The following is a 303-nucleotide window of genomic DNA, read 5'->3' as shown; positions in this document are numbered from 1 at the left end:
ACAAGAACTACATCGAGAGCCGTGCAGACTGGGATTTCGTCGGTATGTATTCGGACGAGGGCATCAGCGGCACCAACACAAAGAAGCGTGACGGGTTCAACCAGATGATCGAGGATGCCCTTGCCGGCAAGATCGACCTCATCATCACAAAGTCTGTCAGCCGTTTCGCAAGAAACACCGTGGACTCGCTGCAGAATGTCCGTAAGCTCAAGGAAAACGGTGTAGAGATTTACTTCGAGAAGGAGAACATCTGGACGTTCGACACGCGCGGAGAACTCCTTATCACGATTATGTCCAGCCTAG

At 51.8% G+C, this 303-nt stretch carries 1 protein-coding gene; it reads left to right on the top strand.

Annotated elements, in window-relative coordinates:
* Positions 1–303: recombinase family protein (locus tag HMPREF9163_RS12345; protein WP_009440332.1), on the top strand; the 303-nt coding region annotated here is incomplete at both ends.

The organism is Selenomonas sp. oral taxon 138 str. F0429, from assembly GCF_000318175.2.
Classification (GTDB): Bacteria; Bacillota; Negativicutes; order Selenomonadales; family Selenomonadaceae; genus Centipeda; species Centipeda timonae.
Note: the sequence above shows the minus strand (reverse complement) of the source record. Positions and strands in the feature narration are given on the sequence as shown.